General features: G+C 64.6%; 24 protein-coding genes. 10 read left to right on the forward strand and 14 right to left on the reverse strand.

All coding sequences use genetic code 11. The annotated features are described in order from the left end of the window. Positions 1–109: 109 nt before the first annotated feature. Positions 110–730 carry a TetR/AcrR family transcriptional regulator gene (locus OU419_RS19240; protein ID WP_254476048.1) on the reverse strand — a complete coding sequence of 207 codons (621 nt, stop codon included), beginning with the start codon at positions 728–730 and terminating at the stop codon, positions 110–112. Positions 731–947: 217 nt separating this feature from the next. Between OU419_RS19240 and OU419_RS19245 the strand changes: the two genes are divergently transcribed. The 8 genes from OU419_RS19245 to OU419_RS19280 all read left to right on the forward strand — a co-directional run bounded on the left by OU419_RS19245 (position 948) and on the right by OU419_RS19280 (position 12,440). Next, a complete protein-coding gene (locus tag OU419_RS19245; RefSeq protein WP_254476050.1) occupies positions 948–2,747 on the forward strand; it encodes an acyclic terpene utilization AtuA family protein in 1,800 nt (599 codons plus the stop codon). A 108-nt stretch (positions 2,748–2,855) separates the two neighbouring features. Then, positions 2,856–3,731, forward strand: a complete 876-nt coding sequence (locus OU419_RS19250) for an SDR family oxidoreductase (protein ID WP_254476057.1) — start codon at positions 2,856–2,858, stop codon at positions 3,729–3,731. A gap of 3 nt (positions 3,732–3,734) precedes the next feature. Then, a complete protein-coding gene (gene atuC / locus OU419_RS19255; protein ID WP_254476059.1) occupies positions 3,735–5,351 on the forward strand; it encodes a geranyl-CoA carboxylase subunit beta in 1,617 nt (538 codons plus the stop codon). 104 nt (positions 5,352–5,455) lie between these two features. Then, a complete protein-coding gene (gene atuD / locus OU419_RS19260) occupies positions 5,456–6,616 on the forward strand; it encodes a citronellyl-CoA dehydrogenase (protein ID WP_254476061.1) in 1,161 nt (386 codons plus the stop codon). 4 nt (positions 6,617–6,620) lie between these two features. Beyond that, the gene (atuE, locus tag OU419_RS19265; protein ID WP_254476063.1) at positions 6,621–7,415 is read left to right on the forward strand and encodes an isohexenylglutaconyl-CoA hydratase; all 795 of its coding nucleotides are present in this window, start codon (positions 6,621–6,623) and stop codon (positions 7,413–7,415) included. Positions 7,416–7,433: 18 nt separating this feature from the next. Continuing rightward, a complete protein-coding gene (gene atuF / locus OU419_RS19270; RefSeq protein WP_254476065.1) occupies positions 7,434–9,422 on the forward strand; it encodes a geranyl-CoA carboxylase subunit apha in 1,989 nt (662 codons plus the stop codon). A gap of 52 nt (positions 9,423–9,474) precedes the next feature. Then, entirely contained in the window at positions 9,475–10,296 is an 822-nt protein-coding gene (locus OU419_RS19275) for an SDR family oxidoreductase (RefSeq protein ID WP_254476067.1), read from the forward strand. A gap of 317 nt (positions 10,297–10,613) precedes the next feature. Then, positions 10,614–12,440, forward strand: coding sequence for a long-chain-acyl-CoA synthetase (locus tag OU419_RS19280; RefSeq protein WP_254476069.1), 1,827 nt, complete (start codon positions 10,614–10,616; stop codon positions 12,438–12,440). 88 nt (positions 12,441–12,528) lie between these two features. On the opposite strand, the gene OU419_RS19285 is transcribed toward OU419_RS19280, so the two are convergent. The 8 genes from OU419_RS19285 to OU419_RS19320 all read right to left on the reverse strand — a co-directional run bounded on the left by OU419_RS19285 (position 12,529) and on the right by OU419_RS19320 (position 19,171). Beyond that, the gene (locus OU419_RS19285) at positions 12,529–13,131 is read right to left on the reverse strand and encodes a hypothetical protein (protein ID WP_254476071.1); all 603 of its coding nucleotides are present in this window, start codon (positions 13,129–13,131) and stop codon (positions 12,529–12,531) included. A gap of 129 nt (positions 13,132–13,260) precedes the next feature. Continuing rightward, entirely contained in the window at positions 13,261–13,947 is a 687-nt protein-coding gene (locus OU419_RS19290; protein WP_254476073.1) for a hypothetical protein, read from the reverse strand. Beyond that, the gene (locus tag OU419_RS19295; RefSeq protein ID WP_254476075.1) at positions 13,944–14,537 is read right to left on the reverse strand and encodes an RNA polymerase sigma factor; all 594 of its coding nucleotides are present in this window, start codon (positions 14,535–14,537) and stop codon (positions 13,944–13,946) included. Before OU419_RS19295 ends, OU419_RS19290 begins: the two co-directional genes overlap by 4 nt. A 278-nt stretch (positions 14,538–14,815) precedes the next feature. Continuing rightward, positions 14,816–16,255: an aminotransferase-like domain-containing protein gene (locus OU419_RS19300; RefSeq protein WP_254476077.1), complete on the reverse strand. Its 1,440-nt coding sequence runs from the start codon at positions 16,253–16,255 to the stop codon at positions 14,816–14,818. Positions 16,256–16,370: 115 nt separating this feature from the next. Continuing rightward, the gene (locus OU419_RS19305) at positions 16,371–17,006 is read right to left on the reverse strand and encodes a response regulator transcription factor (RefSeq protein ID WP_254476079.1); all 636 of its coding nucleotides are present in this window, start codon (positions 17,004–17,006) and stop codon (positions 16,371–16,373) included. 155 nt (positions 17,007–17,161) lie between these two features. Beyond that, positions 17,162–17,974, reverse strand: a complete 813-nt coding sequence (locus OU419_RS19310) for an OmpA family protein (RefSeq protein WP_254476081.1) — start codon at positions 17,972–17,974, stop codon at positions 17,162–17,164. Then, on the reverse strand, positions 17,971–18,315 hold the full coding sequence (locus OU419_RS19315; protein WP_302329104.1) for a DUF4398 domain-containing protein: 345 nt from the start codon (positions 18,313–18,315) through the stop codon (positions 17,971–17,973). Before OU419_RS19315 ends, OU419_RS19310 begins: the two co-directional genes overlap by 4 nt. Before the next feature lie 28 nt (positions 18,316–18,343). Further along, positions 18,344–19,171, reverse strand: coding sequence for a substrate-binding periplasmic protein (locus OU419_RS19320; protein ID WP_254476085.1), 828 nt, complete (start codon positions 19,169–19,171; stop codon positions 18,344–18,346). Positions 19,172–19,268: 97 nt separating this feature from the next. Between OU419_RS19320 and OU419_RS19325 the strand changes: the two genes are divergently transcribed. Beyond that, positions 19,269–20,216: an alpha/beta fold hydrolase gene (locus OU419_RS19325; protein ID WP_254476087.1), complete on the forward strand. Its 948-nt coding sequence runs from the start codon at positions 19,269–19,271 to the stop codon at positions 20,214–20,216. Positions 20,217–20,272: 56 nt separating this feature from the next. On the opposite strand, the gene fabV is transcribed toward OU419_RS19325, so the two are convergent. The 3 genes from fabV to OU419_RS19340 all read right to left on the reverse strand — a co-directional run bounded on the left by fabV (position 20,273) and on the right by OU419_RS19340 (position 23,375). Then, complete coding sequence (fabV, locus tag OU419_RS19330; RefSeq protein WP_254476089.1) at positions 20,273–21,469, reverse strand: enoyl-ACP reductase FabV; 1,197 nt, start codon at positions 21,467–21,469, stop codon at positions 20,273–20,275. 212 nt (positions 21,470–21,681) lie between these two features. After that, the gene (locus OU419_RS19335) at positions 21,682–22,626 is read right to left on the reverse strand and encodes an electron transfer flavoprotein subunit alpha/FixB family protein (protein ID WP_268171988.1); all 945 of its coding nucleotides are present in this window, start codon (positions 22,624–22,626) and stop codon (positions 21,682–21,684) included. Then, on the reverse strand, positions 22,626–23,375 hold the full coding sequence (locus OU419_RS19340; protein WP_268171991.1) for an electron transfer flavoprotein subunit beta/FixA family protein: 750 nt from the start codon (positions 23,373–23,375) through the stop codon (positions 22,626–22,628). The genes OU419_RS19335 and OU419_RS19340 overlap by 1 nt, the downstream gene beginning before the upstream one ends. A gap of 344 nt (positions 23,376–23,719) precedes the next feature. On the opposite strand from OU419_RS19340, the gene OU419_RS19345 reads away from it, so the two are divergent. Further along, positions 23,720–25,375 carry an electron transfer flavoprotein-ubiquinone oxidoreductase gene (locus OU419_RS19345; RefSeq protein WP_254475114.1) on the forward strand — a complete coding sequence of 552 codons (1,656 nt, stop codon included), beginning with the start codon at positions 23,720–23,722 and terminating at the stop codon, positions 25,373–25,375. A gap of 106 nt (positions 25,376–25,481) precedes the next feature. On the opposite strand, the gene OU419_RS19350 is transcribed toward OU419_RS19345, so the two are convergent. Together OU419_RS19350 and OU419_RS19355 are read right to left on the reverse strand one after the other, a co-directional pair. Further along, entirely contained in the window at positions 25,482–26,048 is a 567-nt protein-coding gene (locus tag OU419_RS19350) for a DUF1285 domain-containing protein (protein WP_254475112.1), read from the reverse strand. Next, positions 26,045–26,656, reverse strand: coding sequence for a DUF4823 domain-containing protein (locus OU419_RS19355; protein ID WP_254475110.1), 612 nt, complete (start codon positions 26,654–26,656; stop codon positions 26,045–26,047). The genes OU419_RS19350 and OU419_RS19355 overlap by 4 nt, the downstream gene beginning before the upstream one ends. Between the last annotated feature and the right edge of the window lie 8 nt (positions 26,657–26,664).

Below are 26,664 nucleotides of genomic sequence, written 5' to 3' on the forward strand. Positions count from 1 at the left end.
TAGGGCGCATAACCCGGAACGGGTTATCCGCCGGCGCCATAGCGGCGGATAACGCTGACGCGTTATTCGCCCTACGCGCTACGAAGAGCGCTGCACCATACGCCGGAAACTAATCGCGCATAACCAGCAGCAGAGCCTGCTCCGCCAACTCGTCCAGGGTCAGGCTGCCGTCGGGACGGAACCAGGTGATCGACCAGGACAGCGCCCCGGTGAGGAAGCGCCGCAGGATGAACGGATCGCCCTGGCTGTAGCCCGCCTCGCGCGCCTGCCCGAGCACTTCCAGCCACATCTGTTCATAGATGTCGCGCAGGCTGAGGATGTACGCCTGCCCCTCCTCCGATAACGAACGCCATTCGTATACCAGCACCGCCATCGCCTCGCCGGTACCGCCAGTGATCGACTGCAGCTCACAGCGGATCAGCGCCAGCAACCGCTCGCGCAGCGTCGTGGCATCGGCCAGGGCGGCACGCATCAACGCGGTGTTGTAGAGGATGGTTTCCTCCATCACCGAGCGCAGGATCTCGTCCTTGCTCTTGAAGTGGTGAAAGATGCTGCCGGACTGTATGCCCACCGCACTCGCCAGGTCGCGGACCGTCGTGCGCTCGTAGCCCTTGCTGCGGAACAGGTGCGCGGCGGTCTGCAACAGCTTGCCGCGGGCGCTCTCCGGGTCGGTGATCTGCCCGGTCCCGACCAGCTCCAGCATCACTTCGCGAGCTTTGCGGTCATCCACGCCTTATCTCCCCATGTGGCCACCATAGGCCGATCTGCTCACGGCGATTCATAGCAACGCCGCGCAAGTGCTTGTGTTGTCTGACGAAATGTAAGCCCGTCGGGGACCACCAAGCAAGCGCTTGGCCATCCAATGGTTGGGGTCGATGTCGCCGCCCCTTTTCAACCAAGCGCTTGCTTGGTAATGTCGACCCATCACCCACGTCACGGGCAGAACAATGACCAGAACCGTACGTATCGGCTGCGCCTCCGCCTTCTGGGGCGACACCTCCACCGCCGCCGCCCAACTGGTGCATGGCGCCGAACTGGACTACCTGGTGTTCGACTACCTCGCCGAAATCACCATGTCGATCATGGCCGGCGCGCGACTGAAGAACCCGGAGGCAGGCTATGCCACCGACTTCGTCGAAGTGATGACGCCCTTGCTGGGCGATATCGCAGCGAAGCGCATCCGCGTCATCAGCAACGCCGGTGGCGTGAACCCGCAGGCTTGCGCCGCCGCGCTGGCTGCAGCCTGCGAGAAGGCTGGCGTGGCGCTGAAGATCGCCGTGGTGCACGGCGACAATCTGCAACCGCGCCTGGGCGAGCTGGCCAAGGCCGGCATCCGCGAGATGTTCAGCGACGCACCGCTGCCACCGATGTGCGTTTCGCTCAACGCCTACCTGGGCGCGCCGGGCATCGTCGAAGCGCTGAAGGCCGGCGCCGATATCGTCATCACCGGCCGCGTGGTGGACAGCGCCGTGGTCAGCGCCGCGCTGGTCCACGAATTCGGCTGGGCCTGGAACGACTATGACCGGCTGGCCCAGGCCGCGCTGGCCGGGCACATCATCGAATGCGGCGCGCAGTGTACCGGCGGCAACTTCACCGATTGGGAGCAAGTGCCGGACTACGAGCACATCGGTTTCCCCATCGTCGAAGTACAGGCCTGCGGCGACTTCGTCGTCACCAAGCCGCAGGGCACTGGTGGCCTGGTGACGCGATTGTCGGTCGGCGAACAGATGCTCTATGAGATCGGCGACCCGCGCGCCTACCTGTTACCGGACGTGATCTGCGACTTCACCCAGGTGCGTCTCGACCAGGTAGGCGACAACCGCGTCGCCGTCAGCGGCGCGCGCGGCCTGCCGCCCACCGGGCAGTACAAGGTCAGCGCCACCTACCCGGACGGCTTCCGCTGCACCGCCAGTTGCCTGATCGCCGGCATCGACGCGGTGAAGAAGGCCGAGCGCGTCAGCCAGGCGATCATCGCCAAGACCGAGGAAATCATCATGGAACGCGGCTGGGGCCCGTACCGCGAGGTGAGCGTCGAGCTGCTCGGCAGCGAAGCGACCTACGGTCCGCATGGCCGCCGTGGCGACAACCGCGAAATCGTGGTCAAGCTTGCCGTGCGCCATAGCCGCAAGGAAGCGCTGGCGCTGTTCTCCCGCGAGATCGCCCAGGCTGCCACCGGCATGGCGCCGGGCCTCACCGGCATCGTCGGCGGCCGGCCCACGGTGTACCCGGTGATCCGCCTGTTCTCCTTTCTGGTCGACAAGGACACCTGCGAGCTGGCCGTGGAGATCGGCGGTAAGCGCCAGGGTGTCGCCCTGCCCGCCATCGATACCTTCGGCCCGGAGGCACTCGCCGACGACCTGCCCGTTGCTGCCGCGCAAGGCCCGGCGCAGGCCAGCGTGGCGCTGGTGAAGCTGGCCGTGGCGCGCTCCGGCGACAAGGGTAACCACAGCAACATCGGCGTCATGGCGCGCAAGCCCGACTACCTGCCGTGGATCGCCGAGGCGCTGAGCGAGGGTGCGGTGGCGGAGTGGATGCAGCACGTGCTCGATCCGCAGCTCGGCCGCGTCAGCCGCTGGCATCTGCCGGGCACGCACAGTCTGAATTTCCTGCTGGAAAACGCCCTGGGCGGCGGCGGCGTCGCCAGCCTGCGCATCGACCCGCAGGGCAAGGCGTTCGCCCAGCAGTTGCTGGAATTCCCGGTGGCGGTGCCGCAGCACATCGCCGATGAAGTGAACGCGCGCCAATGAAATGAACGTAGGGCGCATAACGCCACCGGCGTTATCCGCCAATCGCAAACGGCGGATGAAGCGTTCCGCTTCATTCGCCCTACGGGATACCTCGGAGTCAGAACAACAATGAGCTACGACTCGATCTTCAAAACCGGCCTGTTCGACGGCCAGACCATCATCGTCACCGGCGGCGGCAGCGGTATCGGCCGTTGCACCGCACACGAGCTGGCGGCCCTCGGCGCCCATGTGGTACTGGTCGGCCGCAAGGCGGAGAAGCTGGAGAAGACCGCCGGTGAAATCATCGAGGACGGCGGCAGTGTCAGTTGGTACAGCTGCGACATCCGCGACGAAGAGGCGGTGAAGGCGCTGGTGGCACAGGTCATCGCCGAACGCGGACCGATTCACCACCTGGTCAACAACGCCGGCGGCCAGTACCCCGCGCCGCTGGCCTCGATCAACCTGAAGGGCTTCGAGGCCGTGGTACGCACCAACCTGGTCGGCGGCTTCCTGATGGCCCGCGAAGTGTTCAACCAGAGCCTGAGCAGGACCGGCGGCAGCATCGTCAACATGCTCGCCGACATGTGGGGCGGGATGCCCGGCATGGGCCACTCCGGCGCCGCCCGCGCCGGCATGGAAAACTTCACCAAGACCGCAGCCATCGAATGGGGCCACGCCGGCGTGCGGGTCAACGCCGTGGCGCCGGGCTGGATCGCATCCAGCGGCATGGACACCTACGAAGGTGCCTTCAAGGCGGTGATCCCGACCCTGCGCGAACACGTGCCGCTCAAGCGCATCGGCACCGAGTCGGAAGTGGCCTCGGCCATCGTCTTCCTGCTCTCCCCCGGCGCCGCTTTCATCAGCGGCAACACCATCCGCATCGATGGCGCCGCCAGCCAGGGCAGCCGCGCCTTCCCGCTGGCGAAAGGCAAGCCGGGGCAGAGCCGCTCCTATAACGGCTTCCACCGCGCCTACCTGCCCGACGTGCTGAAGGACCAGGAGTAAGCGATGCCCGTGATCGTCTCGGAAATCGACGCCCAGGGCGAAGAATTCGCCCGCAACCGCGAGGCCATGCTGGCCGCCGTGGCGAGCTTCCGCGAAGTCGAGCAGAAGGTGCTGGACAAGGCCGCCGAGGCCAAGCCCAAGTTCGACAAACGCGGCCAGTTGCTGCCGCGCGAGCGCCTGAACCTGCTGCTCGATGCCGGCGCGCCGTTCCTCGAAATCTCCTCGCTGGCCGGCTACAAGCTGCACGACGACAAGGACGGTACCCAGGCCGGCGGCGGGATCATCTCCGGCATCGGCTACATCGCCGGGGTACGCTGCCTGGTGACTGCCAGCAACAGCGCGATCAAGGGCGGCACCATTTCACCCACCGGGCTGAAGAAGACCCTGCGCCTGCAACAGATCGCCTTCGAGAACAAGCTGCCGGTGGTGGCGCTGACCGAAAGCGGCGGCGCCAACCTCAACTATGCGGCGGAAATCTTCGTCGAAGGCGCACGCGGCTTCGCCAACCAGGCGCGCATGTCGGCGGCGGGTATTCCGCAGATTACCGTGGTGCACGGCTCGTCCACCGCTGGCGGCGCCTACCAGCCCGGTCTGTCGGACTACGTGGTGGTGGTGCGCGGCAAGGCCAAGATGTTCCTCGCCGGCCCGCCGCTGCTCAAGGCGGCCACTGGCGAGATCGCTACCGATGAGGAACTGGGCGGCGCCGAGTTGCACGCCCAGGTAGCCGGGACCGCCGAATACCTGGCGGAGAACGACGCCGACGGCGTGCGCCTGGCCCGCGAGATTCTCGCCGCGCTGCCGTGGAATTCGCAGTTGCCGGCCCGCACGAAACAGGCATGGGACGCCCCGCTGTACCCGGCAGAGGAACTGCTCGGCGTGGTTCCGGCCGATGCCAAGAAGCCCTACGACGTGCGCGAGATCGTCGCGCGCATTGCCGACGGTTCACGCTTTCTGGCGTTCAAGAACGAGTTCGACAGCCAGACCGTCTGCGGCCACCTGCATATCGAAGGTCATGCCTGCGGGCTGATCGGCAACAACGGCCCGATCACTCCCCAGGGTGCAGCCAAGGCGGCGCAGTTCATCCAGTTGTGCGAGCAGAGCAACACGCCGATCCTGTTCCTGCACAACACCACCGGCTTCATGGTCGGCACCGAGTCCGAGCGCCTGGGCGTGATCAAGCACGGCTCGAAGATGATCCAGGCGGTGGCCAACGCCACGGTACCCAAGCTCACGCTCGTCGTGGGCGGGTCGTACGGCGCCGGCAACTACGCCATGTGTGGACGCGGCCTGGACCCGCGTTTCATCTTTGCCTGGCCCAACAGCCGCACCGCAGTGATGGGCGGCGCCCAGGCCGGCAAGGTGCTGCGCATCGTCACCGAGGAAAAGCACGCCAAGGAGGGCAAGGACGCCGACCCGAAGATGCTCGACATGCTCGAACAGATGACCGCGCAGAAGCTCGATGGCCAGTCCACCGCGCTCTACGGCACGGCGAGCCTGTGGGACGACGGACTGATCGACCCGCGCGACACCCGCGCGCTGCTCGGTTACCTGCTGGACATCTGCGCGGAGGCGGCCGTGCGGCCGCTGAAGAACAACAGTTTCGGCGTTGCACGATTTTGACCGTAGGGCGCATGACGCCCCCGGCGTCATCCGCCAAGCCGGCGGATAAAGCGTTCCGCTTTATTCGCCCTACCTGACTTGAAAGATCCCACGGAGAACAAGAAATGATCTTCACCCAGGAACACGAAGAACTCCGCCGCACCGTGCGCAACTTCGTCGATCGCGAGATCAACCCCTACGTCGACGAATGGGAAAAGGCCGGTCGCTTCCCCATCCACGAAGTCTTCAAGAAGGCCGGTGACCTGGGCCTGCTGGGCATTTCCAAGCCGGAGAAATTCGGCGGCATGGGCCTGGACTACAGCTACTCGGTGGTCGCCGCCGAGGAGTTCGGCACTATCCACTGCGGCGGCGTGCCGATGGCCCTCGGCGTACAGACCGACATGTGTACCCCGGCGCTGGCGCGCTTCGGCTCCGACGAATTGCGCGAGGAATTCCTCCGCCCGGCCATCGCCGGCGAGATGGTCGGCTGCATCGGCGTTTCCGAAGTGGGCGCAGGCTCCGACGTGGCCGGCCTGAAGACCACCGCGCGCAAGGATGGCGACGACTACATCATCAACGGCAGCAAGATGTGGATCACCAACTCGCCGTCCGCCGACTTCATCTGCCTGCTGGCCAATACCTCCGACGACAAGCCCCACGTCAACAAGTCCCTGATCATGGTGCCGATGAAATCCAAGGGCATCAGCGTCAGCCCGCACCTGGACAAGCTCGGCATGCGCAGCTCGGAGACCGCCCAGGTGTTCTTCGACGACGTGCGCGTACCGCAGCGCAACCGCATCGGCGCCGAAGGCGCGGGCTTCATGATGCAGATGCTGCAGTTCCAGGAGGAGCGTCTGTTCGGCGCCGCCAGCGGGATCAAGGGCATGGAGTACTGCGTCAATGCCACCATCGAGTACTGCAAGGAGCGCAAGACCTTCGGCCAGGCGCTGATCGACAACCAGGTCATCCACTTCCGCATGGCCGAACTGATGACCGAAATCGAGTGTCTGCGCGCCCTCACCTACCAGGCCACCGAGCAGTACATCCGGGGCAAGGACGTGACCCGCCTGGCCTCGATGGCCAAGCTCAAGGTCGGCCGCCTGGCCCGCGAAGTCACCGATGCCTGCCTGCAGTACTGGGGCGGCCAGGGCTTCATGTGGGAGAACCCGATTTCCCGCGCCTACCGCGATACCCGCCTGGTATCCATCGGCGGCGGCGCCGACGAAATCATGCTCGGCATCATCTGCAAAATGATGGGCATCCTGCCGGGCAAGAAGAAGGGCTGACGCCATGACCCTGCCGAATTGCGACACCCTGCTGCTGGAACGTGACGGCGGCGTACTGCACGTCACCCTGAACCGCCCGGACAGCCGCAACGCCATGAGCCTGGCGATGGTCGGCGAACTGCGCGCGGTGCTCGCCGCCGTGCGCGACGACCGTGGTGTGCGCGCCATCGTCCTGCGCGGCGCTGGCGGGCACTTCTGCGCTGGCGGCGATATCAAGGACATGGCCGGCGCACGCGCGGCCGGGCCTGATGCCTACGCCGCGCTGAACCGCGCCTTCGGCGGCTTGCTGGAAGAAGCCCAGGCACAGCCGCAGGTGCTGGTGGCCGTGCTGGAGGGCGCGGTGCTCGGCGGCGGTTTCGGCCTGGCCTGCGTATCGGACATCGCCATTGCAGTGGCGGACGCGCAGTTCGGCCTGCCGGAAACCAGCCTCGGCATCCTGCCGGCGCAGATCGCGCCCTTCGTGGTGAAGCGCATCGGCCTCACCCAGGCCCGCCGCCTGGCCCTCACCGCCGCGCGCTTCGACGGCGACCAGGCGCTGCGCCTGGGTCTGGTGCATTTCAGCGAAGCGGATGCCGCCGCCCTCGGGCAGCGGCTGGCGGAGTGTCTCGAACAGGTCCACCGCTGCGCGCCGGGCGCCAATGCCGCGACCAAGGCGCTGTTGCTGGCCACCGAGAGCGAAGCCCTCGGCCCGCTGCTGGACGCCGCCGCCCGCCAGTTCGCCGACGCAGTGACCGGAGCTGAAGGCGCCGAGGGCACGATGGCCTTCGTGCAGAAACGCAAACCGAACTGGGCGCAGTAGCCCGTCGAGGAAACCAGCATGCCCAGTTTCGACAAGATCCTCATCGCCAACCGCGGCGAGATCGCCTGCCGGGTGATCCGCACCGCCCACGACCTGGGCTACCGCACAGTGGCCGTGTATAGCGTCGCGGATGCCCAGGCACGCCACGTGCAACTGGCCGACGAAGCGGTCTGCATCGGCCCGGCCCCGGTCGGCCAGTCGTACCTCAAGCCCGAGGCGATCCTCGACGCGGCGAAACGTACCGGCGCGGGAGCGATCCACCCCGGTTATGGCTTCCTTTCGGAGAACGCCGACTTCGCCCGCGCCTGCGAGGCCGCCGGCATCGTCTTCATCGGGCCGGGCGTTGCAGCCATCCACCTGATGGGCAGCAAGCGCCTGTCGAAGATCGCCATGCTCGATGCCGGCGTGCCCTGCATTCCCGGCTACGAGGGCGCGGAGCAGGACGACGCCACGCTTGCCCGCGAGGCAGAGCGCATCGGCTACCCGCTGATGATCAAGGCCAGCGCCGGTGGCGGCGGTCGCGGCATGCGCCTGGTGATGCGCGGCGAAGACCTCGCCGAACAACTGCGCACTGCGCGCTCGGAAGCGCAGAACGCCTTCGGCAGCGGCGAGCTGATCCTGGAGAAAGCCGTGATGCAGCCGCGCCACGTGGAGATCCAGGTGTTCGGCGACAGCCACGGCAATATCGTCTACCTGGGCGAACGCGACTGTTCGGTGCAGCGCCGCCACCAGAAGGTCATCGAAGAAGCGCCCTGCCCGGTCATGACCGACGAGCTGCGCGGCGCGATGGGCCGCGCCGCCGTGAAGGCCGCCGCGTCGGTGAACTACCTTGGCGCCGGCACCGTGGAGTTCCTGCTCGACGCCAGCGGAGCCTTCTACTTCCTGGAAATGAACACCCGCCTGCAGGTGGAACACCCGGTCACCGAGCTGGTGACCGGCCAGGACCTGGTAGCCTGGCAGATCCGCGTTGCCGAAGGCCACCCGCTGCCGCTGACGCAGGAGGAAATCCAGCTCCGGGGCCACGCCATCGAAGTGCGTCTGTACGCCGAGGATGCCGGCCACGGTTTCCTCCCACAGACCGGCCAGGTACTGCGCTGGACGCCGCCGCAACTGGAAGGCATCCGTATCGACCACGGCCTGCGCGAAGGCCAGCCGGTGACGCCCTTCTACGATCCGATGCTGGCCAAGGTGATCGCCTACGGCGCCACCCGCGACGAAGCCCGGCGCAAACTGGTACGCGCCGTGGAGGACTGTGTGCTGCTGGGCGTGACCGGTAACCAGCGCTTCCTCGCCAACCTGCTCAGGCACCCGGAATTCGCCGCCGGCAAGGCCACTACCGCATTCATCGGCGAGCAGTTCGCCAGCGACCCGAGCCTGGCCCCGCGGCATCCGCAACCGCTGGAGCTGGCCTGCGCGGCCGCGCTGCTCTATCAGCACAGTGCCCAGGGGCGTGCCCACCAGCCCGCTCTCTCCGGCTGGCGCAGCGCCGGCAGCGCGCCGTGGCGTTTCGTCCTCAAGCACGGCGAGGAGAAGTACGGCGTCGAGCTGGAAGTGCGCGAGCATGGCAGCCAGCCGGCGCTGCTGGCCCGTATCGGCGATCGCGAGATCGCCCTGCGCCTGCTCGATATCGAGGAACACGACGCCATCGTCGAGGCCGACGGCATCCGCCGCCGCCTGCCCTTCCACCACGATGGCGCGCGCCTGTGGCTGTATGGCGCGGACGGCAACCTGGAGCTGCTGGACGTCACCCACGAACCGGCTGGCGCCTCAGCCGGCGCGGGATCCGGCACGGTGAAGGCGCCGATGGATGGCGCCATCGTCGACGTACTGGTGACTGAAGGTGCGCGGGTCAACAAGGGCCAGCTACTGCTGGTGCTGGAGGCGATGAAGATGGAGCACCCGCTCAAGGCCGGCGTCGACGGCGTGATCCGCCGCGTGCAGGTGAGCAAGGGCGAACAGGTGAAATCGCGGCAATTGCTGGTGGAAGTCGAGGCCCAGGAGGCCTAGCCGCACCGGACAGTCGCGCCCGAACACAACGATAAGAACACGGAGTACCCACATGTCCCTTTCCGGCAAGACCCTGTTCATCACCGGCGCCAGCCGTGGCATCGGCCGCGAGATCGCCCTGCGCGCTGCCCGCGACGGCGCCAGCATCGTGATCGCGGCGAAGAGCGCCGAACCGCATCCGAAGCTGGAAGGCACCATTTTCAGCGTCGCCGAGGAAGTCGAGGCGGCTGGCGGCAAGGCGCTTGCCCTGCAACTGGACGTACGCGACGAGAACGCCGTGCGCGATGCCATGCGCCAGGCCGCCGAGCATTTCGGCGGGATTGACGCACTGGTGAACAATGCCGGGGCGATCAAGCTGGTCGGCGTCGAGCGCCTGGAGCCGAAGCGCTTCGACCTGATGTACCAGATCAACACCCGCGCCGTGATGGTCTGCAGTCAGGCCGCGCTGCCCTACCTCAAGCAGAGTCAGGGCCATATCCTCAGCCTGTCGCCGCCGCTCAATATCGCCAACAAGTGGTTCGCCCAGCACGGTCCCTATACCGTCACCAAGTACGGCATGAGCATGCTCACCCTCGGCATGCACGAGGAGTTCAAGCGCTACGGCATCAGCGTCAATGCGCTCTGGCCACAGACGATGATCGCCACCGCCGCCATCGAGTTCGAGCTGGGCAGCCGCGACGCCTTCAAGCGCGCCCGGACTCCGGCGATCATGGCCGACGCCGCCTGTGCGATTCTTTCGAGCCAGGGACGCAGCATCAGCGGGCGGCTGCTGATCGACGAGGAAATCCTCCGCGAGCAGGGCCAGACCGACTTCGAGCAGTACCGCTACGACCCGACCGGCGGCAGTCTCGTGCCGGACCTGTTCCTCGACTGAAGGCCGCGGCGGCGGATATCGGGGTACGCCCTGTCCGCCGTTCAGCGCAGGTTCGCCGACGGCAAGTCGCCGCTAGCGGTTAACCGCTCCGTCACCGCGCGGGCCGCTCCGGGAAGCCCGCATTTACCAATCGACACAATCCCGCCCTGGCCGTGCCCCCATACCCTCCTAGACTGCCTGATTACTCCACTGGCCGGTTTGCCGATCTGCCCGGCGCTTCGCGCGTCACGGTCATAGCCGCAAGCCAGGGAGCGGCCTAGAGTCGCGCTGCAACGTCTGCACGCCACGGACAACAATGACAATAAGGGCACGCGTCAATGAGCCATGCTGATCTGATCACCCCTACCCGCTTCCTGGCCCACTTGCCGGCCACGCTCGGCCGCGTGCCGCGAATGCTGCGCGGGCTCTACTACACCGGCATCCGCAACCGCGAGAAGAACCTTTCGCTGGGCTGGGCGCTGGAGCGCGCGGCGCGCCTTTACCCGGACAGCCCGGCACTGATCGACGAACGCCGCCGCCTGTCCTATGCCCTCTTCAACGGCTGGGCCAACCGCATAGCCCGGACCCTGCAGGCCGAAGGCGTGCGACACGGCAGCGTCGTGGCGATCATGCTGGAGAACCGTGCGGAGCTGATGGTGATTCTCGCCGCACTGGCCAAGGTCGGGGCGGTGGGCGCACTGGTCAATACCACCCAGCGCGGCCAGGTGCTCAGCCATAGCCTGAACCTCGTGCGGCCCAGTCACTTCGTGGTCGGCGAGGAGCTGCGCGAGGTGTTCGAGGATGTCCGCCCGGCGCTGGAAAACAGCGGCGGCCGCTGCTACTGGGTCGCCGACGGCGACACCCTGAGCGAACCCAGCCAACCACCGGCCGGCTGGTACAACCTGATGCGCATGGCCCAGGAGCAGAACTCAACCAACCTGCCTGAAACTGCCCAGGTACGCCTGAAGGATGCCTGCTTCTACATCTACACCTCCGGCACCACCGGCCTGCCCAAGGCGTCGATCATGAGCCACGGCAAGTGGATAAAGGCCTACGGCGGCTTCGGCCATTCGGGCCTGGCCCTGAGCAACAGCGACGTGCTGTACCTGACTCTGCCCTGCTACCACAACAATGCAGTCACCGTGTGCTGGAGCGCGGCCCTGGCCGGCGGCGCGGCCATCGCCCTGCGCCGCAAGTTCTCCGCCAGCGCCTTCTGGAAGGACGTGCAAACCTACCAGGCCACCTGCTTCGGTTACATTGGCGAACTGTGCCGCTATCTGTTGAACCAGCCAGAGTGCCCGGAAGAACGCGGCAACAGCCTCACCTGCATGATCGGCAATGGTCTGCGTCCGTCGATCTGGAACGACTTCAAGGCCCGCTTCGGTATTGAGCGGATCACCGAGTTCTACGCTTCGAGCGAGGGCAATATCGGCTTCACCAACGTCTTCAACTTCGACAACACCGTGGGCTTCTCCCCAGCTACCTACGCCATCGTCCGCTACGACCTGGAGAACGACCAGCCGGTGCGTGACGGCAAAGGGTTCATGGAGAAGGTCGGCAAGGGCGAGGCCGGACTGCTGATCAGCGAAATCAGCGACAAGTGGCCGTTCGACGGCTACACCGACCCGTCCAAGAGCGAGGCGGCGATCTTCCGCAACGTGTTCAAGCAGGGCGACGCCTGGTTCAATACTGGCGATCTGATGCGCGACATCGGCTTCAAGCACACTCAGTTCGTCGACCGTCTGGGTGACACCTTCCGCTGGAAGGGTGAGAACGTCTCCACCACCGAGGTGGAAAACGCTCTGGGAGCCTTCCCCGGCGTGGAAGACGCGGTGGTATACGGCGTGGAGATTCCCGGCACCAATGGCCGTTGCGGCATGGCCGCGCTGCGCCTGTCCGACGGCGCGAGCCTGGATACCGCGCAATTGGCCGAGCACCTGGACCGTGAGTTGCCCGCCTATGCGGTCCCGCTGTTCCTGCGGCTGCTGCAGCAGGTGGAGACCACCGGTACCTTCAAGTACAAGAAGACCGACCTCAAGCGCAGCGCATACGATCCGGCGCAGGTGAGCGAGGCGCTGTTCGTCCGGCTACCGGGCGATGCCGGCTACCGCTCGCTGGATAGCGCCGTGTTCGAGGAAATCCGCCGCGGCGAACATCGCTTCTGAGTCAGCAGGCCCTGGCGCCGCATGGAGCACGAAAGAGCGCACGGGGCGGTCATCGCCCTGGCGCTTGCGCCAGGCGGCGGAACAGCGGTCAGTTGCGGAACTGGAACTGCAACTCCGCGCCACGGATATCCGAGTGCCAGCTATCGTCGCTGGGCTCGCGCTCGTTGTGCTCACGCTGGATCAACCGCCCACCGACCTGGAACGGGCTTTCCTCGTTCTTCTCAGCGAACATCGGCGGCAGCAGCGGCTTGTCTTCCAGCTCCGATACCGGACGCTCCGGCTGCAACTGATGCACGAGGTCGCGGGGTAGCCGCAGGTCCAACTGGACATGCGGCAGAGGTTTCTTGATGGCCGGATCGAGGGCACCCTGGTGGTTCGGCTTTTCCTTGTGCCCTGCCTTGGGCTGTGGTTTGGCGGGAGCCTTGGCTTCGGCTTTGGGTTCAGGCTTGGCGGCCTTCTCGACAGCGGGAGCGGAATCCGCCGCCACCGCGGCTGCGGCCGCCGGAGCGGCTTCCGACTCGCGCGGGTGCTCGGCAGCAGCCTTGGGCGGCTGCGCCGGCGGCGTTGCAGGAGCGCTGGACGATGGCACGGGCGCCGGCGACGCGGCGGGCGCCTTGTCCTTGTGCTCCTCACCACAGGCGGTGAGCAGCAGGGCCAGGCAGGTAGCGATGAGAATTCGGCAGGTAGTCATGGGCAGGCCGGCGGAAAAAACGCGCAATGCTGGCGCGAGTCTCATTGCAGGGCAAGAGGCTTACCGTAACAAGCCTCTACATTCGTCAGACAGCCTGCCAGAGATTGCCTGAACCAGGCCTGTCATCAGTCAAGGCTTGACGGGTAGCTCCCGGAGCGCGGCATCGATGTCCAGCTTCGGATACTGCTTGCGCAAAGCCTCGCGCAGATCGCGGGCGGCCTTGTCCTCGCCCTGCTCCTGCAAGTTCCGCAACCGCAGCAGGCTGGCCTGAGGCTCTTGCGGCGCCACTGCATCGGCCAGCGCTTCCGATTGGGTGGCCTCCTCCCCGGCAGCCTGGGCCGTGGGCGAGACGGCGAGCGGCTTGCTGGCCACAGCGGCCACGGAGACCTCGGCCTTGCGCTTGGCTTCGGCATATCCGACGGGCGGCGCCATCGCGGCAGCCGGTGCCGGTGCCGGTGCCGGTGCCGGTGCCGGTGCCGGTGCCGGTGCCGGTGCCGGTGCCGGTGCCGAACGCATCATGGCCGGCGCGGCAGCCGTTTCGAATTGCTGTGGGGCCTGCTCGAACGTGTGCAGGGTAAGGCTCAGGCCGACACCAAGGGTCGCCAGGCCCGCCAATGCCACGCCCCAGCGCTGCGGAGCGCCAACGCCCAGCAGCCAGTGGCGCAGGCGTCCTGCCCAGCCGGCCTTTCCAGCGTTTGGCTGAACCGCCGCGCGGGCGGCGGCCAGGATGCGCGCGTCCACTTGCGCCGACGGCTGCTCGTCGCTGTGCCGGCGGTAATGCTCGGTCAGCGTTTGCTCGTGCGGATCGCGGTTCATGGGCTTACCTCCTCGGTCGCCGCCGGATCGGACAGCAACCGACGCAATTTCTGCAACGCATAGCGCAGCCGGCTTTTCACCGTCTCCGCGGGTGTGTGCGTCAGCTCGGCAATTTCAGTGAGATCCAGGTCGCCGTGGGCGCGCAGCAGGAACACTTCGCGCTGTTCCTCGGGCAGCCGCTCCAACGCACCTTGCAGGCGCTGCCGGTCGCGGCTCAGCGCCAACTCGCGCTCAGGCTCGTTGCCCGGTGACGGCAGTGCGTCTGCGTGCAACTGCTCGTCGAAGCTGTCATAGATGTCCTGGCGCCGGCCATGCTTGCGCCAGTGGTCGATCAACCGATTGCGGCCGATCTGGTACAGCCAGGTCTTGAAGCTCGCCTGGCCGAACGGCTGGCTATCGCTGCGGATCAAGCTCAGCCAGGTCTCCTGGAAAACCTCTTCGGCCTGCGCGCTATCGCCGCACAGGCCGCAGAGAAAACGGTGCAACCCGAGGCGATGGCGGGCGTAGAGCTCGGTGAAGGCATCGGCGTCGCCGCTCCGGTAGCGCCGCAGCAAGGCGGCGTCGCTGTCGTCCCTGAAGGGTGTATTCACGTCATTCGATCCGTGCCTGTTCGGTAACTGGCGTGCGCGGGCTCCGCGCCAGCCTGACGAGCGGCCTGCCGCGATCATCGCCCCGCTCCGCCCTGGCCAGCGGCACAGTATCGCCGATATCGAAGCAGCCGATGTGGCGGCCTCCCGCCAAACGCCAGGCACTCGATGCGCCGGGCGGCTGGAAGAAGAAGGCAAGTGGGGAGCGGCATGGCGGAGGTCTCGTCGAGGAGTTCGACTCCTCGGACGAGGCCACACGGGGAAACGGGTTGAACCGTTCGTCAGGCGGCGATCAACCCTTCCTGGCAGAGCTGGCAGGCCAGCATCCCGAGCGTCATGATCGCCCGCTCCGCCTCGCGGTCCCAGGGGATGCCGCAGGTCAGGCGCAGGCAGTTGTTGAACTGCTCGGTGTTACTGAAGATCAGCCCTGGCGCGATGCTGATGCCTTGCTCCAGCGCGCGTACGTGCAGCTCCTTGGTATTGACCTTGGCCGGCAGGCTGACCCAGAGAATGAAGCCGCCCTTGGGCCGGGTCATCTGCGTGCCTTCGGGGAAGTACTGCTGCACCGCCAGTTGGTAGGCCGTCATGTTCTTGCGGTACTCCTGGCGGATGTAGCGCAGGTGTCGGTCGTAGCCACCATTTTCCAGGTACGCCGCCACGCCCATCTGGGTGACGGTGCACGCCGAGTGGGTGGTGAAGGTCTGCAGGCGGCGGATTTCCTCCTGGTAGCGCTCGGCGATGATCCAGCCGATACGCACGCCGGGAGAAATGGTCTTGGAGAAGCTGGAGCAGTACACCACGCGGCCATCGCGGTCATGGGCCTTGAGTGCCTTGGTCTGCCCCTGGTCGAACATCAGTTCGCCGTAGATATCGTCTTCGATCACACCGATGTTGTGGTCGGCGGTGAGCTTGAGCAGTTGCTTCTGGCGGTCTTCCGGAATGGTGCCGCCCAGCGGGTTGCTCAGGCGCGGGGTCAGCACCAGCGCCTTGATCGGCCACTGGTTGGCCGCCAGTTGCAGGGCTTCCAGGCTGATGCCGGTGAGCGGATCACTGGGAATCTCGATGACCTTCAGGCCGAGGATATCGGCCAGTTGCAGCAGGCCGTAATAGCTCGGCGATTCGGTGGCGATCAGGTCGCCCGGACGAGTCATCACGCGCAGGGCCATATGGATGGCGTCGACGCAGCCGTGGGTGATTGTCACCTGGGTTGGGTCGACCACAACGCCAGCGTCGCGCATGCGAATCGCCACCTGGCGGCGCAGCGGCTCGTAGCCGGGGCTGAACATGTAGCTGAAGGCGCGCGGGCTGGAGAAACGCGTGACCTTGGCCAGTTGCTGGTGCAACGCGCGGACCGGGAGGTAATCCACGTGCGGCACGGCAGCCCCCAGCGGGAATACGCCCTCGCGGCGCGCCTCGGCAAGCACCTGGTTGATGATGCTGCTGCGGGTGACCAGGCCCGGGCGCTCGACGCGGGCGATTTCCGGGGTCGAGGCGGTCAGTGCCGGGGTGCGGTGTACGTAGTAGCCGGACTGCGGCCTGGCGCGGATCAACCCCTGATCCTCGAGGGTGGCGTAGGCCTGCAATACCGTCGCATGGCTGACGTTGAGCTGGGTGCTCAACTTGCGCACGGATGGCACGCGCTCGCCTGGCTGGTAGACACCGCGCCGAATGTCTTCGGCCAGTTGCTGGGCGATACGCTGGTACAGAAGCAGATTGGTCATGACGGCCATCCCTCGGTCATTGGACCGAAACAGTAGCTAAAAAGCCGAAACTGTTCCAGAACAGTAGCAGGGATTGTGCCCGTTACAGTTGCTTCCGACCAGCGCTGTATCGGTTTCAGAACTCGCCGAGCCAGTCCAGCACGCCGAAGGCGACCAGTTGTGCATCACTGGTCACGCCAAGTTTCTGCATGGCGTTGCGCTTGTGGGTACTGATGGTAGAAACGCTGCGGTTGGTACGCTCGGCGATCTCGCCAACAGTGGCTCCGTGGGCCAGGCGACGGATGATGTCCATTTCGGTCGGGCTCAGCGGCCGCCCGGTGTGGCGTGGCTGGCGCAGGCTCGGGTCGATGTAGGTTTCGCCGTGGCGCACGCGCTGTATGGCATCGGTGAGCACGCTCAGGGCGCTGCGCTTGCAGACGTAGCCCAGAGCGCCGCACTTCACCACGGACGCCGCCATCAGCGGGGCCCCGAGCAGCGAGTAAACCAGGATCTGTACATTGGGGTAGTGGCGGCGCAGCCATTCAATGAGATGCACCCCGTCACGTCCCCGTTCGCCCGGCAGGGCCATCTCCATGATCAGCAGGTCGGTATCGGTCCATTCGCTCAAAGCGGTCAGCAGGTTCTCCGTGTCACTGACATAGGCTTTCACCTGAGCGTCGCAGTGTTCGGCCAGGTAGTGCTCCAGCCCCCAGCCGATCATCGGCTGGGCATCGGCCACGATCACGTTCAGAGTTTTCTCTTCGGACGGCATTGATTTCTCTCGGTGGTGGCTCCCCACCATGGGGATTAGTTGCATCGGGATATTTTCGCCAACGCAGCCCTCGAATATTTTCGAGATCCCTGAGTACAAAACCCCGGGCCAGATGACCCGGGGTTTTGAGGGTATTGCCAGTACGTCGCTCAGGCTCAGCGTTCGGCGCCCAATTGGCCTTTCTCATCGGAGAAGACGATCTCGACCCGGCGGTTCTGCGCCCGCCCCAGGGAAGATGCGTTGTCCGAGACAGGGAAAGCCTCGCCGTAGCCCTTCACCTGGATACGTTCGTCATCCACGCCCAAATCGGTCAGTGCGTCGGCTACCGCCTGTGCGCGGTCTCTGGACAGCTTCAGGTTCTGCTGTTGGTCGCCTTCGCTGTCGGTATAGCCCTCGATGCGCAGCACGCGCCGCGGGTTGAGCTGGAGGAACTGCACCACCTTGAGCACCGTGCGATTGGCGGCCGGCTTCAGGTCGGCCTCGCCGCTGTCGAACAGGACGTCGCCCAGCGTCAGCACAAGACCACGCTCGGTTTCGTTGGTGGCCAGGCTGACCATCTGCTGCTCCAGCCATTTGCTCTGCTCCTGCACGTTGAGCAGGCGCGCTTCGCGCATCGCCAGTTGCAGTCGCTCGCGCTCCATCTGCTGCTTGGCCAGACGCTCCTGATTCAGCGCGTAGTTGCTGTGCTCGCGGGCGATCTCGCTGTAGCGCTGGCTCAGGTAGGAGTACTGCAGTACGTCGTCGCTGCTGCCCCAGTAGCTGGACAGACGCTCGGCGCGCGCCAGCGACTCGCCGGCACGGATGACGTCCTTGGGCGCGCTGCGCAGCACAGCGGAATCTTCCTTAACCGACTGGAACTGGGTACGTGCCTGTTCCAGGGATTTTTCGCTGAGCTGGCTGTTGGCACATCCGCCGAGCACGACGACGGTTCCCAGCACCATGAAGCGCAACAGTTGCCGGGAAGTCATTGCACTTCCCCCAACTGTTTGCGCAGGCGATTGATGCTCTTGCCCTGCTCGGCCAACTGCGCCGCGCTCTTGCGCGTCAGCACCTTGGCTTCGGCGAGGCGCGCGTCGAGCTCGGCCTGCTCGGCAAGCTGCCGCGCCTTCTTGTTCGAGTCCACTGCCAGGGCACCCTTGGCGGCCTGGAACTTGTCCTCGGCCAGCTTCAGCTCGGCCACTTCATCCGTCGCGCCCACGGCCTTGGCCTGTTCCAGAGCCTGCTCGGCAAGACGCATCTGCTCGGTGGGTGCCGGGTCGTTCGTCGCACAGCCAGCCAATGCAAACATGGCCAGGCCGGCGGCCATCATCCGTCGATTGATCACGAAATCTGTTGTCCTACTGGGTGGAAGTGCCGGCGGGCTGCAGTTGCTGCGCCTTCCAGCGGGCCAGGTTGTCCTGCAGCAGGTGCTGCGGGACTCCGGCGGCCGACAATTCTGTCATTTTTTTCGCCAGTTGTCCGCGCAGCCAGGGATCGTTGCAGGCTGAGTTATGCGCCAGCGTCAGGTACAGACCTTCGCTGGAAACCGACGGCTCAAGCGGCTGCAGGTCATCGGCCAGGCCGAGGGTATCGGCCACTGCCAGACCGGGATAGTGCTCGTAGAGCACGTAGTCGGAGCGCTTGAGCATCAGCTTCTGGAAGGCCTGGGTCAGGCTGGGGACTTCTTCCAGGGTCAGTTGCTGTTCGGCGAAAGCGTCGAAGTCCTGGCCGAAGCTGTTATTCACCAGGGTACCGCCCTTCAGCCCCTTGAGGTCGTCGCGGCTCGCATAGGGAAATTGCGCATCCTTGCGCACCCAGACCACGGCTTGCGTGGTGAGGAATGCCGGGTGGATGTAGTCCATACTCTCCAGCCGCTCGGGCGTGAGGAAAGCGCCTGCGAGCAGATCGACGCGTCCCAGCCGCGCCTCTTCCTGGGCCCGCGCCCAGGAACCGGTGTAGAGCACGCGGATATTCACGCCAATGGATTTGCCGACCTGCTCCAGCAGGTCGGCATTGGCGCCGATCAGTCGCTCGGGGTGGACCGGATCTCGCCACAGGTACGGCGGGTACTCCGGATTGCCGGTGGCGACCAGTTGCTCGCACTTGCCGGCTGCGAGGCTGGCAAGAGGCGCGGCAAGGGTCACCAGCAAAAGAGTTGCGCGCAGTATCGCGGGGCGTTGGGGCATTGGTAGTCTCGCTCGCCAGAAGAAAGAACGGTCATGCTTAGAGCTGCAAAATGCTAGCGTAAAGCACACAGCCCTCATTTGGTAATAAGGACTTCTCATGAAGAAAGCCCTTCTGGTCCTCGTCCTGCTGCTCGCCGCAACGGCGGGCGCGCTCTATGCCTTCCCCTCTACGCTGCTGGCCAGCGCCCAGTTCGTCGAGCGCAGCCGCGCTGGCCTGAGCGTGAACACGCTGCGGGTCGACAACCTGGACATCCGCTATTACGAAGGCGGCCCGGACAAGGCGCAGACCATCCTGCTGATCCACGGTTTCGGCGCGGACAAGAGCAACTGGCCGCGCTTCGCGCGCTTCCTCACCGACCGCTACCATGTCATCGCCGTCGACTTGCCGGGCTTCGGCGACAGCAGCCGGCCCGAAAACATCAGCTATGACGTGGGTACCCAGGCCGAGCGCCTGGCGGACTTCATGGGCGAACTGGGCATCGGCCGCTTCCATGTAGTCGGCAACTCGATGGGCGGGCACATCGCTGCTCTTCTCGCCGCGCGCCATCCGAACGAAGTACTGTCGGTCGGCCTGTTCGACAACGCGGGAGTCGTGGCGCCGCATCCGAGTGAACTGTTCCAGCGGCTGAGCAAGGGAGAGAACCCGCTGGTGTTGCGCTCGGTTGAGGATTTCCCGGCCCTGATCGACTTTGTGTTCGTGCAGGCGCCACCGCTGCCATCGCGGCTGCAGCACTATCTGGCGGAACGCTCGCTGGAGCGCAGCGCGTTCAACAGCATGGTCTTCCAGCAGTTGCGCGAGCGCTATATCCCGCTGGAGCCGGAGCTGCCGAAGATCACCGCACCCACACTGCTACTGTGGGGTGACCGGGACCGGGTACTGGATGTTTCCAGTATCGAGGTCATGAAACCGCTGCTGAAGAAACCCAGCGTCGCCATTCTGCGCGACTGCGGGCATGTGCCGATGATCGAACGCCCGGAAGAAACCGCTCGCCTCTACCTGGATTTCCTGCAGCAGAACCACGCCCCCGCGACCGCGTCGAACTGAGCCCAGGCTGGAAAACAGAAACGGCGCCCGAAGGCGCCGTTTCTGTTTGTGCAAACTCAGAGCTGGATCAGATTCGGAATCCGCACGTCCGGATTGACGTCCTGCTCGTAGTCCACGCCGGCGATCTCGAAACCGAACAGGCGCAGGAACTCGGTCTTGTAGCCGGTGAAATCGGTAAGCTGGTAAAGGTTCTCGTTTGTCACCTTGTCCCACAGGTCCTTCACCTGGTTCTGCACGTCCGGCTGCAGTTCCTTGTAATCGGCGCGCAGACGGCCGTCGGCATCCAGATGCGGCTCGGCGCCGTACAGGCTGTCGCGGAACAGGCCGTCCACCTGCTCGATGCAACCTTCGTGGGTACCCTTCTCCTTCATCACCTTGAATAGCAGCGACAGGTACAAAGGCATCATCGGGATGGCCGAGCTGGCCTGGGTCACGACCGCCTTGAGCACTGAGACGCGGGCGTCACCACCGGTGGCGGCCAGCTTCTCGCGAATACCCAGGACTTTCTGATCCAGGTCCTTCTTTGCCGCGCCAATGGAGCCGTTCCAGTATAGATCGTGGGTAATCTCTTCGCCCAGATAGGTGAAGGCGGTGGTCTTGGCACCGTCGGCCAGGACACCGGCGTCCTGCAATGCATCGATCCACATCTGCCAGTCTTCGCCGCCCATCACCGCCACGGTGTTGGCAATCTCGTCCTCGGTGGCCGGCTCCATCACGCTTTCCTTGATCACTTCCTTGTCGGTGTCCAGGCCGCGGAAGTTGACGGTCTTGCCGACCGGTTTGAGCACGGAGTTGAAGACCTCGCCGGTCTTCGGATGGGTACGGCGCGGAGCAGCCAGACTGTAGACCACCAGATCGACCTTGCCCAGGTCCTGCTTGATGGTCTCGATGGTGACTTTCTTCACTTCATCGGAGAAGGCGTCGCCATTGATGCTGCGCGCATACAGGCCTTTGGCCTTGGCGAACTTCTCGAAGGCGGCGGAGTTGTACCAACCGGCGGTACCTGCCTTGGTCTCGCTCCCCGGACGCTCGAAGAACACGCCCAGGGTGTCGGCGCCGGCGCCAAAGGCGGCACTGATGCGCGCAGCCAGGCCGTAGCCAGTGGACGAACCGATCACCAGGACCTTTTTCGGACCATTGGCGATGGGGCCGTGCGCCTCGACGTATTCGATCTGTTCCTTGACGTTGGCCTCACAGCCGGTCGGGTGGGTAGTGACGCAGATGAAGCCACGCACGCGCGGTTTGATGATCATGAAAACCTCGGTAGCCAGGTGTCGATTAACACATTCAGGAACTGGAGACGTCGCGCATTGTAGATGAGACACCTTCGCCCAGGGACTAATCGGCGAAGATTCGTGACCAATGGGTCAGCAACGCTGCAAAATGCCATTTCCAGAAGAAAATCAAGGGCCTGAAATGAAAGAACCCGCTACGGGAGCGGGTTCCTTCAACAAGCGGATCAGGCTTAGACGGCCTTTTCCAGCTCCGGTACGGCTTCGAACAGGTCGGCGACCAGGCCGTAGTCGGCAACCTGGAAGATCGGCGCCTCTTCGTCCTTGTTGATCGCGACGATCACTTTCGAATCCTTCATGCCCGCCAGGTGCTGGATGGCACCGGAGATGCCAACGGCCACGTACAGTTGCGGCGCGACGATCTTGCCGGTCTGGCCGACCTGCATGTCGTTCGGCACGAAGCCGGCGTCAACGGCAGCGCGAGAAGCGCCGACGGCAGCGCCCAGCTTGTCGGCCAGGGAGTAGAGGATCTTGAAGTTGTCGCCATTGCCCATGCCGCGGCCGCCGGAAACGACGATCTTGGCAGCGGTCAGCTCCGGACGGTCGGACTTGGCCAGCTCTTCACCAACGAAGGCGGACTTGCCGGCATCGGCCGGGCCGGAAACCGCTTCGACAGCGGCGGAGCCACCTTCGGCGGCAGCGGCGTCGAAGCCGGTGCCACGCACGGTGATGACCTTGACGGCAGCCGAGGACTGCACGGTAGCGATGGCGTTACCGGCATAGATCGGGCGCTTGAAGGTGTCGGCGCTGACGACTTCGATGATCTCGGAGATCTGGTCGACGTCCAGCAGAGCAGCGACGCGCGGCAGGAAGTTCTTGCCGTTGGTTGTGGCGGCGGCCAGCACGTGGCTGTAGCCCTTGCCCCCCTCCTCTTTCACAAGCTCAGCGATCAGCGGAGCAACGTTCTCCGGCAGTTGATGAGCGTAAGCGGCGTTGTCGGCGACCAGCACCTTGGAAACGCCTGCGATCTTGGCAGCGGCTTCGGCCACACTGCCAACGTTCTGGCCAGCGACCAGAACAACGATGTCGCCACCGATCTTCTGCGCAGCAGCGACGGTGTTCAGGGTGGCAGCGCCCAGTGCGCCGTTGTTGTGCTCAGCGATTACCAGGATAGCCATCAGATTACTTTCGCCTCGTTCTTCAGTTTCTCGACCAGTTCAGCAACGGACTTGACCTTGATGCCGGCGCTACGGGCAGCCGGAGCTTCGACTTTCACGGTCTTCACGGTGGAAGCGGTGGAAACGCCAAGGGCGTCCGGGGTCACCACGTCCAGCGGCTTCTTCTTCGCCTTCATGATGTTCGGCAGCGATGCGTAGCGCGGCTCGTTCAGGCGCAGGTCGGTGGTGACGATCGCCGGCAGGTTCAGGGCAACGGTCTGCAGGCCGCCGTCGATTTCACGGGTGACGTTGACCTTGTCGCCAGCCACTTCCACCTTGGAAGCGAAGGTGCCCTGCGCGTAGCCGGTCAGCGCAGCCAGCATCTGGCCGGTCTGGTTGTTGTCGCTGTCGATGGCCTGCTTGCCGAGAATGACCAGTTGCGGTTGCTCTTTATCGACGATGGCTTTCAGGGCCTTGGCGACAGCCAGGGAATTCAGTTCGTCGTTGGACTCGACGAGGATGGCGCGATCAGCACCCAGCGCCAGCGCGGTACGCAGTTGCTCCTGAGCGGCGTTCGGGCCGACGGAGACCGCAACGATCTCGGTGGCGATGCCTTTCTCTTTCAGGCGAACGGCTTCTTCCACGGCGATTTCGCAGAAGGGGTTCATGGACATCTTGACGTTGGCGAGATCGACGCCGGAGTTATCCGCCTTGACGCGGACCTTGACGTTATAGTCAACCACTCGTTTGACAGCTACAAGAACCTTCATGGATTCCTCGTTATTCTCCGGTGAATAGGAATGTCGCCAGACAGGCCTGGCCGGTAGTGCACGCCATCTGCAACTACATCCAGCGAGACCGCGACCGCAAAACCGCAGGTATCTTGACCGCATCGCCTTGGCTGGTCAATACACGAAAATACCCCTTCATAAGCCGCGGACCCCGATTCTATCAGGCTTGCGCGCATTTCAAACAAACGTTTGTATTGCAACCGATAAAGGGTTTAGATATCGCAACAGGTCTAGCTATAATGCGCCCCGCTCTTACTGGGTGGGGGCACGCCCAACCCAATACCTACAAAATGCCCAGAGCCTTGATTCAGGAGAGATCGATAGTGGAACGCGAATTTATGGAATTCGACGTCGTCATCGTCGGCGCCGGCCCTGCCGGTCTGTCCGCCGCTTGCCGACTGAAACAGAAGGCCGCCGACGCCGGTCAGGAAATCAGCGTCTGTGTGGTCGAGAAGGGTTCCGAAGTGGGCGCCCACATCCTCTCCGGCGCCGTGTTCGAGCCCCGCGCGCTCAACGAGCTGTTCCCCAACTGGAAAGAGCTCGAAGCGCCGCTGAACACCCCGGTCAAGCGTGACGACATCTATGTGCTGAAGAGCCCGGAAGCGGCGGCCAAGGTGCCGAACTTCTTCGTGCCCAAGACCATGCACAACGAAGGCAACTACATCATCTCCCTGGGCAACCTGTGCCGCTGGCTGGCCCAGCAGGCCGAAGGCCTGGGCGTCGAGATCTACCCGGGCTTCGCCGCCCAGGAAGCGCTGATCGACGAAAATGGCGTGGTGCGCGGCATCGTCACCGGTGATTTGGGCGTCGACCGCGAAGGCAATCCGAAAGAGGGTTACTACACCCCAGGCATGGAACTGCGCGCCAAGTACACCCTGTTCGCCGAAGGCTGCCGTGGCCACATCGGCAAGCAGCTGATCAAAAAGTACAAGCTCGACAGCGAAGCCGACGCCCAGCACTACGGCATCGGCATCAAGGAAATCTGGGACATCGACCCGGCCAAGCACGAGCAGGGCCTGGTGGTGCACACCGCCGGCTGGCCACTGAACGACGAGAACCCGGGCGGTTCCTTCCTCTATCACCTGGAAAATAACCAGGTGGTGGTTGGCCTGATCATCGACCTGTCCTACACCAACCCGCACCTGTCGCCGTTCGACGAGTTCCAGCGCTACAAGCACCACCCGGTGATCAAGCAATACCTGGAAGGCGGCAAGCGCGTCGCTTATGGCGCCCGCGCCATCTGCAAGGGCGGCCTGAATTCGCTGCCGAAGATGGTCTTCCCTGGCGGCGCGCTGATCGGTTGCGACCTGGGCACCCTGAACTTCGCCAAGATCAAGGGCAGCCACACCGCCATGAAGTCCGGCATGCTGGCCGCCGATTCGGTTGCCGAAGCGCTGTTCGCTGGCCGTGAAGGCGGTGACGAGCTGACCAACTATGTCGATGCGTTCAAGGGCAGCTGGCTGTACGACGAGCTGTTCCGCAGCCGCAATTTCGGCCCGGCGATGCACAAGTTCGGCGCCATCGGTGGCGGTGCCTTCAACTTCATCGACCAGAACATCTTCGGCGGCAAGATTCCGTTCACCCTGCACGATACGACGCCGGACTACGCGACCCTGAAGAAGGCCAGCGAAGCACCGAAGATCGACTACCCGAAGCCGGACGGCAAAATCAGCTTCGACAAGCTCTCCTCGGTGTTCCTCTCCAACACCAACCACGAGGAAGACCAGCCGATTCACCTGAAGCTGACCGACCCGAGCACCCCGATCGCCAAGAACCTGCCGCTCTACGACGAGCCCGCGCAGCGTTATTGCCCGGCCGGCGTGTACGAAGTAGTGAGCAACGACGACGGCAGCAAGCGCTTCCAGATCAACGCGCAGAACTGCGTGCACTGCAAGACCTGCGACATCAAGGACCCGGCCCAGAACATCACCTGGGTAGCACCGGAAGGTACCGGCGGTCCGAACTACCCCAACATGTAATACATTGGCGGTAACGAAAAAGGCTCCCTCGGGAGCCTTTTTTGCACGTTCGAAAAAGTTGTAGCGAATCCAGACAGGAACTACCGGACGCGTTCAGACCCACAAGTCACGGCTGCGGAGCGATGGGGAAGAACTCTCCCGAACTCCAGACCCCCAGCCACTCGACCCCGTCGATTTCACGGGAAACCGCCAGTTCCACCAACTGGTAGAACACATTGCGGTGGATCAGCGCCTCCAGGTTCACTCGCACCAACAGGTAAGGCGACGGCTCCTGGGTCTGCGGGTCAAGTTCGACGCGAATCGGATGCCCGGCATCAGCCACTACTTCATCATCGACGTTAGTGGTAAAGCGCAGCACCTGCTGCTCGCCCTTCCCTTCGACTGCCAGGGTCACCGCGACGAAGGGCGCGTCATCGACGGTGATCCCGCACTTCTCCACAGGAGTCACCAGGAAATAGTCGTCGCCATCGCGGCGGATGATGGTGGAGAACAGCCGCACCATTGGCTTGCGCCCGATCGGCGTGCCCAGGTAATACCAGGTGCCGTCGCGGGCAATGCGCATGTCGATGTCACCGCAACATTCCGGGTTCCACAGGTGCACCGGCGGCAACCCCTTGTCCTTGCTGGCGGGTATCTGCGCCAGCAGGTCGCCGGCCTTGCCTGGATCGGTCATTGGTACTCCTCACGCGTCTTCACACCCAGCAGGCTGCGGGCGTAGTCTTCCAGCGGTGGCCCGATCAGGTCGTCGGGACTGGCATCATAGAATGTCAGAAAACCGCCGCGGCTGCGGACGGTTGCGCTATCCACCAGATAACGGGTGCCGGTCTCGATGAGCATCACCTGTATCACGCTACGGTCGCGCCCCACAGCGTTGTCGGTGTCCTCGTACTCTTCGTAGTTGCCGACGTTGTCCTCGCCGCGCGCAAAGCGGGTGTAGAGCAGATAATTGGCCCCCACCGCCCTCGCCTCCTTCATGGCGCCCTCCAACCCTAGCGGGGTTTTGGCGCGGCGCACCATCGGGAAGTACTCGACGAAGCCCTTGAAGGCCTCTTCCGCGACAACGTTGGGTCGCGCATAAGGATGCCCTGGCGGCACGAACGGCCCTTGGGCGATATAGATGAATGAGTCTGGCTGCAGGCGCCAGTTCCCCGTCCTGCGGGTCTGGCTGTGATCGAGGAAGCCCGAATCACGCAGGTAGTAATCGGTCCCGCTGGCCATATCGCTGGGGTTCATGCAGCCGCCCAATGCGGCGGCTGCGAGGATCAACAGCAGGTAGCGCATGCAAAATC

Source organism: Pseudomonas triclosanedens, assembly GCF_026686735.1.
Classification (GTDB): Bacteria; Pseudomonadota; Gammaproteobacteria; order Pseudomonadales; family Pseudomonadaceae; genus Pseudomonas; species Pseudomonas triclosanedens.